Source organism: Streptomyces sp. NPDC002785 (genome assembly GCF_040295565.1).
Taxonomy (GTDB): Bacteria; Actinomycetota; Actinomycetes; order Streptomycetales; family Streptomycetaceae; genus Streptomyces.
The window spans coordinates 1-7,388 of sequence record NZ_JBEOVN010000283.1; the positions used below are offsets into that span (position 1 = coordinate 1).

The following is a 7,388-nucleotide window of genomic DNA, read 5'->3' on the forward strand; positions in this document are numbered from 1 at the left end:
ACCACGTGATCATTCCGGGGCCGTCGCCATGCCCGGAAGGCAGATCACGACCGTCACGCATCACGCATGATCAGCCACCCGACAGGCTCTCAGGGTGTGAGTGGGCTGGGCCACGTGCGGCCCGAGCGGGCGGGCGAGGGCGGGCGGTCACTGCATGGCTGCCACGATCAAGGTCAGCCTGACGGTCCGGCCACTACCCGGCGCTGACGATATGCGCATTCCTGCGACTCATGCCAGCAGACCACCGGCCACGCCGCAGAGGGTCGTTGCCTTTGTATCAGCCCGTTGCACCTCCATGAAGAGCTCGGCACTCCGTGCCCGAAGCATCTCCACCGACTCCTTCGACTCCTCACCCCCCGCGCGACACTATGGGTCCTGCGTTCCCGCACGGCGACCTCCTACGTTGAGGCTGGTGGCTTTCGAGGTCCACCTTGGCGGGGTGACGACGATGCTGTTGCTCGATGGAGGGCAACGGGCGCGAGCGTTCGCTCACACTCGGGCGACGCCCCGCTTCACCGATACCAAGCACTAGACCTTGTCCTCGCCGTCCGGCCGAGGGGCGGCCGGCGCGCCGCCGGCCTCGCGCACGGGCGGATTGGACGGTTCGAGCGGGAGCCTGGCCGCGAGCGCAGTTTGGGGACCAGTTGGGGACCACACGTCGTGCGCGATGGCGCACGACGGAGGCGGATGCGTACAACTGACGCCCGGGAAAAGGGATTAACGTCCAGAAAGCGCCCTTGGTCCTCGCTTCTGGGGTCAAGGGGTCGCAGGTTCAAATCCTGTCGTCCCAACTCGTATGAGTCGCAGGTCAAGAGGCGGCCGGCCGCGGCGCGCGCTGCGCTTCCCTCCGGCGCCGCCGTAGACCCATTACGCTGGGACATCTCTCACAAAACATTTCAAGCCGCGCAAAGAGGCGCGGCGCCCTACGGAGGCATGATGAGCCAGCAGCCGGTCCTCCTGCCCTACGCCGACCCGGCCTTCGTGGCTGACCCCTTTCCGCTCTACCGACAGCTGCGCGAGGACGGCCCGGTGCGGCGCGCGGTCATCGCCGGGGGCCTGGAAGCCTGGCTGGTCACGCGGTACGAGGACGGCCTCATGGCCCTGTCCCACCCGCAGCTGAGCAGCGACGTCCGCGATGCGTCGGATCCCCGGCTCATCGAGCGGCTGCCCACCACCGAACGCGAGTCCGTACTGCGCAACATGCTCCGCTCCGACCCCCCCGACCACACACGCCTGCGCCGCCTGGTCTCCAAGGCGTTCACCGCGCGCAGGGTGGCGGAGCTGCGGCCCCGCGTCCAGGAGATCGCCGACCGACTGCTCGACGAGATCGTGCCCGCCGGTCGCGCCGACCTCATCGAGAGCTACGCGCTGCCGCTTCCGGTCACCGTGATCAGCGAACTGCTCGGGGTACCCGTGGCCGACCGGCACGACTTCCAGCAGTGGACCGACGACATGGTCCTCCGGGGGAACGAGCCGCCGGACCCGGCCAGGGTGGACGGGGCGTGGCAGCAGATGCGCTCGTACCTGACCAAGCTCCTGGAGGCCAAGCGAGCCCGGCCCGGGGACGACCTGCTCAGCGCGCTGACCGTCGCCAGGGACGAGGAACAGCGGCTCGACGAGGACGAGCTGATCGCCATGGCCTTCCTGCTGCTGGCGGCCGGATACATCACCACGGTCAACCTGATCGGCAGCGGCATCGCCGCACTGCTCGCCCACCCCGACCAGCTTCGGATGCTGCGGGACGACCCGGCGCTGCTGCCGGGCGCGATCGAGGAGTTCCTGCGCTACGACGGGCCGGTCAACCCCGGCATCGCCAGGTTCGCGCGCGAGGACGTCACCATCGCCGGGGTGAACATCCCGCGCGGCGCGACCGTGCTGGTCGCCTCCGCCATCGCCGACCGCGACCCGCAGCACTTCCCCGAACCCGACCGCCTGGACATCGCCCGGCAGGACAACGCCCACCTCGCGTTCGGGCACGGCATCCACTACTGCCTGGGTGCGCCGCTGGCCCGGCTGGAGGGCCAGATCGCCATCGGCACCGTCGTGCGCCGCCTTCCCGACCTCGCCCTGGGCGTGTCCCCGGACGAACTGCGGTGGCGGCCGGGCGGATTGCGCGGCCCCGAACACCTGCCGGTCACCTTCACATTCGATGACGCCACCGCCGGCAGTCGTTCCTGAACTACGTGCCGGCCGGTGGGGCGTCCCAGAACAAACAGCATCGACCGGACGCGTTGCGCGTCCTTCGCTCAGAGCGATCGGGCGAGCCGGAACCCGAGGTCGTCGATACGAAAGGTCGGGTGACTCTTGCGGCGGCACGACGCCCGGCATCCTCGGGGGCGATCGTATCCACCTCCGCCACGGAACACGCGGTACGGGCCGTAGACCCGGGGATCGTAGACATCCCAGCACCACTCCCACACGTTGCCGATCATGTCGTGGAGGCCCCACGCGTTCGGCGCCTTGGTCGCGACATCGTGCACCTCGCCGCCGGAGTTCCCGCGGTACCAGGCGATCTCGTCCAGCTCTCCGTAGCGTGCACCCGAGGTCCCGGCCCTGCACGCGTACTCCCACTCCGCCTCGGACGGGAGCCGATAGCCACCGGCTTCCCAGTAGCAGACCACGTCCTGTCCGTCGGGGTCGTCGCCGATCGAGTAGCAGGGTTCGAGTCCAGTCGTCTGCGAGAGCAGGTTGCAGAACCGAACGGCCTCCTTCCAGGAGACCTCGGTCACCGGTGTCCTCGGCCCCGCCGAACTCGCCGGCGCCTCGCCCCGAACGGCGCGGTACAGCTCGCGGGTCACGGGATGCGGCGCCAGCCGGAAGGCTCCGACCTCGACGTTCCAGTTCGTCTTCGTGCCCTCGTCCCGCAGGGCGATCTCCCCGGCAGGGATGCTCCTCATGCCCGCGGCGATCTCCTGTCGGAGTGTCGATTCAGGGCTCATCGCAGCTCCTCATGTGTGTCGGCGTACAAGGCCGACGTACTGACTGTCAGCAGCCCCGGCGGGCGGCTCATACGTCTGGACTTTCGAGAAGTGACGATACCGACCGGAACGCAACGGCAGCGCACAGCAGTTCGGGTTGTCGGCGCCCGAGTCCGTGCCACCTGTGACAGCGCCGCGTTTGCTCCGGCTGCCTGCTGTCGCCCGGTGCGGCGGCCACCGGCTCGGCTGAAGCCGACTCCGCCTACGAACCCCAGGCACATGGTTGAAGGGTCAAGGCTGCGAGCCGTCTTTGGTGGCTGAGACGGTCAGCCGGTGCGCGGGAGGGTGCTCGATCGAGAGATCCGGGCGCCACGCCGCGAGTACCTGCGCCGAGGGACCGAACAGCGGACCCGGCAGAGCGTCGAGCCCGGTCCACTGCCAGATGCTGATCAGATGGGGCTCGGTCACCTGCGGGCTTCCTGATTCCAGGGTCACCAGGGCAGCCATCGACACACGGTTGATCCCCGCGACCACGTCATGGAGCATGGCGAAAACCGTCACGCTCTCCACGTCGACCTCCAGCCCCGTCTCCTCGCGGAGCTCGCGGACGGCCGCCGCGGCGATGGACTCATTGGTCGGGTCGACCTTGCCGCCGGGAAGCTCCCAGGTTCCGCTGTGGTGCCTGCCGAGCAGAACGCGCCCGTGGGCGTCCTGCACGATGACGCCCACCCCGAGCGCCGCCTGCGCCAGCGGGGGACGGGCGTTGCGGGAGGGGGTGTTCGTGGGGGCGGTGTCCATGGTGCTCCTTGCGGGTGGGCATGGGGTGTTACGGGCGCGAGGCCTCGGCATTCCGAGGTACCCGGAAGCCTACGTACCACCGAGGGCGGACCCGCCGAAGGGGCCTGCCGCCCGGCGGAAGCCCGGTGTTCGCCGCGGCCGGTCAGCTGCCGTGGCGGGTGAGCCGGCCGTAATCGCTCGCACACCTGCCCGGATGGATCCGGCTCGTCGCCCCGCTCAGGTCCGTGAGCCGCTTGATCCGCCACTGGACGGTCCGCGCCCCGAGAGCGAGTTCCTTGGCCACGCTCGAATCGGTGAGCCCGGTCAGTAGCAGCGACAGGATCTGCAGATCGACGGCGTCGGGGCCCGGCTCCCGCGCCATCTCGGCCTTGTTGCCGCTGCTGTGGATTGCTACGGCTGGGACGCGAAGCCGGCCGACAGCTCGCCCGCCCGGCGGGGGCGTACACCCTTTCGCTTCGTCTTCGACAAGGCGGGCGGGGACAAGGGCCGTGCGCCGCCGAGGGAGAACTGGAACTCTCCGGCGGTGAAGGTCGTCCGCTGACCGTGCCGGTGTCCGCTCGTCCTCGACGCAGGAGAGCGGGCGCCGACCGCAGCGACTGCCCTCGCCAGATGCGTGGTTCGGGTCGTCAGACGGTCAGACGCAGCGATGTCGCCGAGATACCGAGCCGTACCGTCTGACCCCATGTCAGCTCCAGCGCGTCCGTCTCCATCCCGTCGCCGAAGACCACTACCCGGTCGGACTCCACGGTGAGCCTCAGCCCCTGTTCGCGCCTCAGTTCGCCCGCGACCAGCTCGGTACCGGTCGTCGGTGATGGCCAGGCCTCGCGGACGAACCAGAGCAGCCGCGGGTCGGTGGGTGCCGGGAGCCGCAGGGCGCTGTGGCGTTCCTGCCACAGTGAGCGGAGCCAGCCCGTGGCGCCGGTGCCCGTGCCGACCAGGACGCCGGACGAGGCCTGCGGTTCGGTGGGGGCGTCGGGCGCGTCGGGGCCGAGCCGGTAGCGGGCGGTCTGGTGGCCGGGCGGGCCGAGGTAGATCTCGTTGAGGGCGAGGAGGCGCTGGGTGTCGTCGGCGACCGCCTCGACCATGGTGAGTTCGTCCGCCGTGCCGCCGGGTGATGCGGCCGCCCGGAGCAGAGCGGCCGCATCGGAGGGCCGGTGACGTACGAGCACGCCCGGATTGCGTCCGGGGTCGGCGTCGATGCCCACGACGGGCTGGCCGGAAAGATACTTGGCGGCGTTGGCGACGAGTCCGTCCTGTCCGACGACGACCACCACGTCCTCGGGCGCGAACAGAAAACGGTCGAGATCGGCGCGCTCCACCCGCGACTGACGCCACTGGAGCGGTACGGCCGCCGCCACGTCGGCGAGCGACTGCCGGGTCTGCCGGTGTCGCAGAGCCACTTCGTCGATGGACCGGCCACGGCTGGAGAGGAAGAACGCGGCCTGGCCGTGCGTGCCGTGCCGGGCCAGCAACTCCTCGTACTCCGTGGTGCGGTGGACCAGTACGGCACGCGGGGCGAGGCTCATGCCCGGGGCTCCGGGCCGGTCCTGCCGAGCTTGCTGAGCAGGCCGGTCAGGACGTCGGGGGAGAGGGTGAGGCTGTCGATGCGTGGCAGGTTCTCGGCGAGCCTGGTCGCTGCCAGGGCGTGCAGGGTCGCGGCGTCCACCTCGCCGTGCACCCGCAGCCAGGCCGCCTGGGACTTTGCGCGTGCGGCGCCGACCTCGCGTGCGGCTTCGGCCTCGGCCCGGGCCAGCCGCACCTTGCGTGCGGCCTCGGCCTCGGCGCGTACCCCGTCGGCCGCGGCGTTCTCCTCAGCCTCGCGGCGACTGTTGGTTCCACGCTGCTCGACCAACTGCTCTTCGCGGCGGGCCAGTTCGATCTGGCTGGCGAGCTCGTTCTCGGCGATGGTCCGTTCCCGTTCCACGGCCACGGCACGGCGCTCGTAGGTGGCCCGGTCGGCCTCCTGCTGGATCTGCTCGCGGGCGGGGGTGCGCAGCGCGCGCTCCACCTCGGCCTCGGGACGGATGGCGACCACCCGCACCACGACCACATCGATACCGGTGGCGGGCAGCCGGGGTTCGGCGGCGAGCCCCGCCGCGACCCGGTCGCGTACCGATGCGACTCCGTCCACCAGAGCCTGGGCCAGTGCTGTCCGGGCCAGCACGTGCAGGGTGTGCTGCTGGGCGGTCTCCGTGAGCAGCGTGGCGATCTGCTCCAGTGGTGCACCGCGCCAGACCCCGGTGTCCGGGTCGACGGAGAAGTCCAGGCGGGCGGCGGCCTCGGCCGGGTCGCTGATCCGGTACGTCACCGTGGCCTGCACGGTGACGTCCTGGAAGTCGGACGTGCGGGCATGGAAGGCCATCGCCAACTCCCGGTCGTTGACCGGCACTTCCGAGAGTGCGGCGGTCAGTGACCGGTACCAGAAACTCAGCCCCGGCCCGTCGTGGGCGAGCCGGCCGCGCTTGTGGTGGCGGATGTGGGCCGTGGGTGCGGAGCGCAGATGGCGCCAGCCGAAGCGCCTGGTGATGTCGGCCATGTCGGAATCCCCCTTGTTCTCGTCCTAGAGACGATAAGGGGGTGGGTTTGATATCGTCAAGGGGACGAGAATGGTTGCCCGGGCGTGTGTCCGCCCTCGGTGCGCGCCGCCGGCGCACCGTCGCCCACCGCAATTCCCGCTTCTCGGCTGCCCTGTCCGCCCTTGGAGGCGACAAACCTGGCCGGCACCTCACCCCCGCCGTGCACCGCCAGATCGGCCCCGCTGACGTACGGAGCCAGACCACCCGCCAGATACAGGCAGGCGCGTGCCACATCGTCCGGTACGGCCATCCGTCGCATCGGAATCACGGCGGCCACCGCGGCGCCGCCGTCCTCCCCGTACACCGGTGCGGCGCTCTCGGTGCGGATCAGTCCGGTGGTGATGTGGTTGACGCGCACCTTCGGCGCCCATTCGAGAGCCAGTGCCCGGGTCAGTGTGAGCAGTCCGGCCTTCGCCGCCGCATAGGCGGCGGTGCCGGGCTGCGGGGTGTGCGCGCAGACGCTGCCGATGTTGATGACCGAGCCGCCGTCGCTCTGGCCCTGCATGATCCGGTTGGCGGCCTGCGCCACATAGAACGGGGCCAGCAGGTTGAGCGCGACGATCTTCTCCACGAAGCGCGGCGAAGCGGTGGCCGCGTCGGCATCGGGGGAGCCCCCCGCGTTGTTGACGAGCACATCCAGCCGTCCGAACCGTTCCACCGCCGTGTCGACCAGTGCGGCGGCGGCCGCCGGGTCGCGGACATCGGTCGCGCGGAAGTGCGCCTGCCGGGTGCCGCTTCCCGGCGGTTTCGGCGGTTCGTTGCGCCCGCAGACCAGCACATCCGCACCGGCGGAGAGGAAGGCCTCGGCGATCGAGGCGCCGATACCCTTCGTGCCGCCGGTGACGAGCACTGCCCGTCCCGTGAAGTCGATCGGATTGCCGATGTCCATGGTCCGCCTTTGCTGGGGCCGAAGTGTGCGCTGATCGGTTCGGTAAAGCTACCAATCGTTTGTTTGATGGAACAGTCGTCGCTTGGCCTGGCCGGGCGGCCGGCAGGGAAACTCGAGCGGCCGGGGGGTGCCCGAAGAGGAAACCCCCCCCCCCCAGGTGGGGGGGAAAAAAACACAAAAAAACACCCAACCCAACCCGCGACGGAA

The 7,388-nt window shown here is 70.2% G+C and carries 7 protein-coding genes; 1 reads left to right on the top strand and 6 read right to left on the bottom strand.

The window, feature by feature from the left end; all coding sequences use genetic code 11:
• Positions 1-936 precede the first annotated feature (936 nt).
• The gene (locus ABTZ94_RS35075; RefSeq protein WP_351207101.1) at positions 937-2,178 is read left to right on the top strand and encodes a cytochrome P450 family protein; all 1,242 of its coding nucleotides are present in this window, start codon (positions 937-939) and stop codon (positions 2,176-2,178) included.
• A 68-nt stretch (positions 2,179-2,246) separates the two neighbouring features.
• Here ABTZ94_RS35075 and ABTZ94_RS35080 read toward each other — a convergent pair whose 3' ends face one another.
• The 6 genes from ABTZ94_RS35080 to ABTZ94_RS35105 all read right to left on the bottom strand — a co-directional run bounded on the left by ABTZ94_RS35080 (position 2,247) and on the right by ABTZ94_RS35105 (position 7,181).
• Positions 2,247-2,939, bottom strand: coding sequence for a formylglycine-generating enzyme family protein (locus ABTZ94_RS35080; RefSeq protein ID WP_351207103.1), 693 nt, complete (start codon positions 2,937-2,939; stop codon positions 2,247-2,249).
• Positions 2,940-3,209: 270 nt separating this feature from the next.
• Positions 3,210-3,716, bottom strand: a complete 507-nt coding sequence (locus tag ABTZ94_RS35085) for a nucleotide triphosphate diphosphatase NUDT15 (RefSeq protein ID WP_351207105.1) — start codon at positions 3,714-3,716, stop codon at positions 3,210-3,212.
• Positions 3,717-3,858: 142 nt separating this feature from the next.
• Positions 3,859-4,077, bottom strand: coding sequence for a hypothetical protein (locus ABTZ94_RS35090; RefSeq protein WP_351207107.1), 219 nt, complete (start codon positions 4,075-4,077; stop codon positions 3,859-3,861).
• Between the two features lie 265 nt (positions 4,078-4,342).
• The gene (locus ABTZ94_RS35095) at positions 4,343-5,242 is read right to left on the bottom strand and encodes a hypothetical protein (protein ID WP_351207109.1); all 900 of its coding nucleotides are present in this window, start codon (positions 5,240-5,242) and stop codon (positions 4,343-4,345) included.
• Positions 5,239-6,252, bottom strand: a complete 1,014-nt coding sequence (locus tag ABTZ94_RS35100) for an SPFH domain-containing protein (protein ID WP_351207111.1) — start codon at positions 6,250-6,252, stop codon at positions 5,239-5,241. The genes ABTZ94_RS35095 and ABTZ94_RS35100 overlap by 4 nt, the downstream gene beginning before the upstream one ends.
• Before the next feature lie 56 nt (positions 6,253-6,308).
• Positions 6,309-7,181, bottom strand: a complete 873-nt coding sequence (locus tag ABTZ94_RS35105) for an SDR family oxidoreductase (RefSeq protein WP_351207113.1) — start codon at positions 7,179-7,181, stop codon at positions 6,309-6,311.
• Positions 7,182-7,388 lie beyond the last annotated feature (207 nt).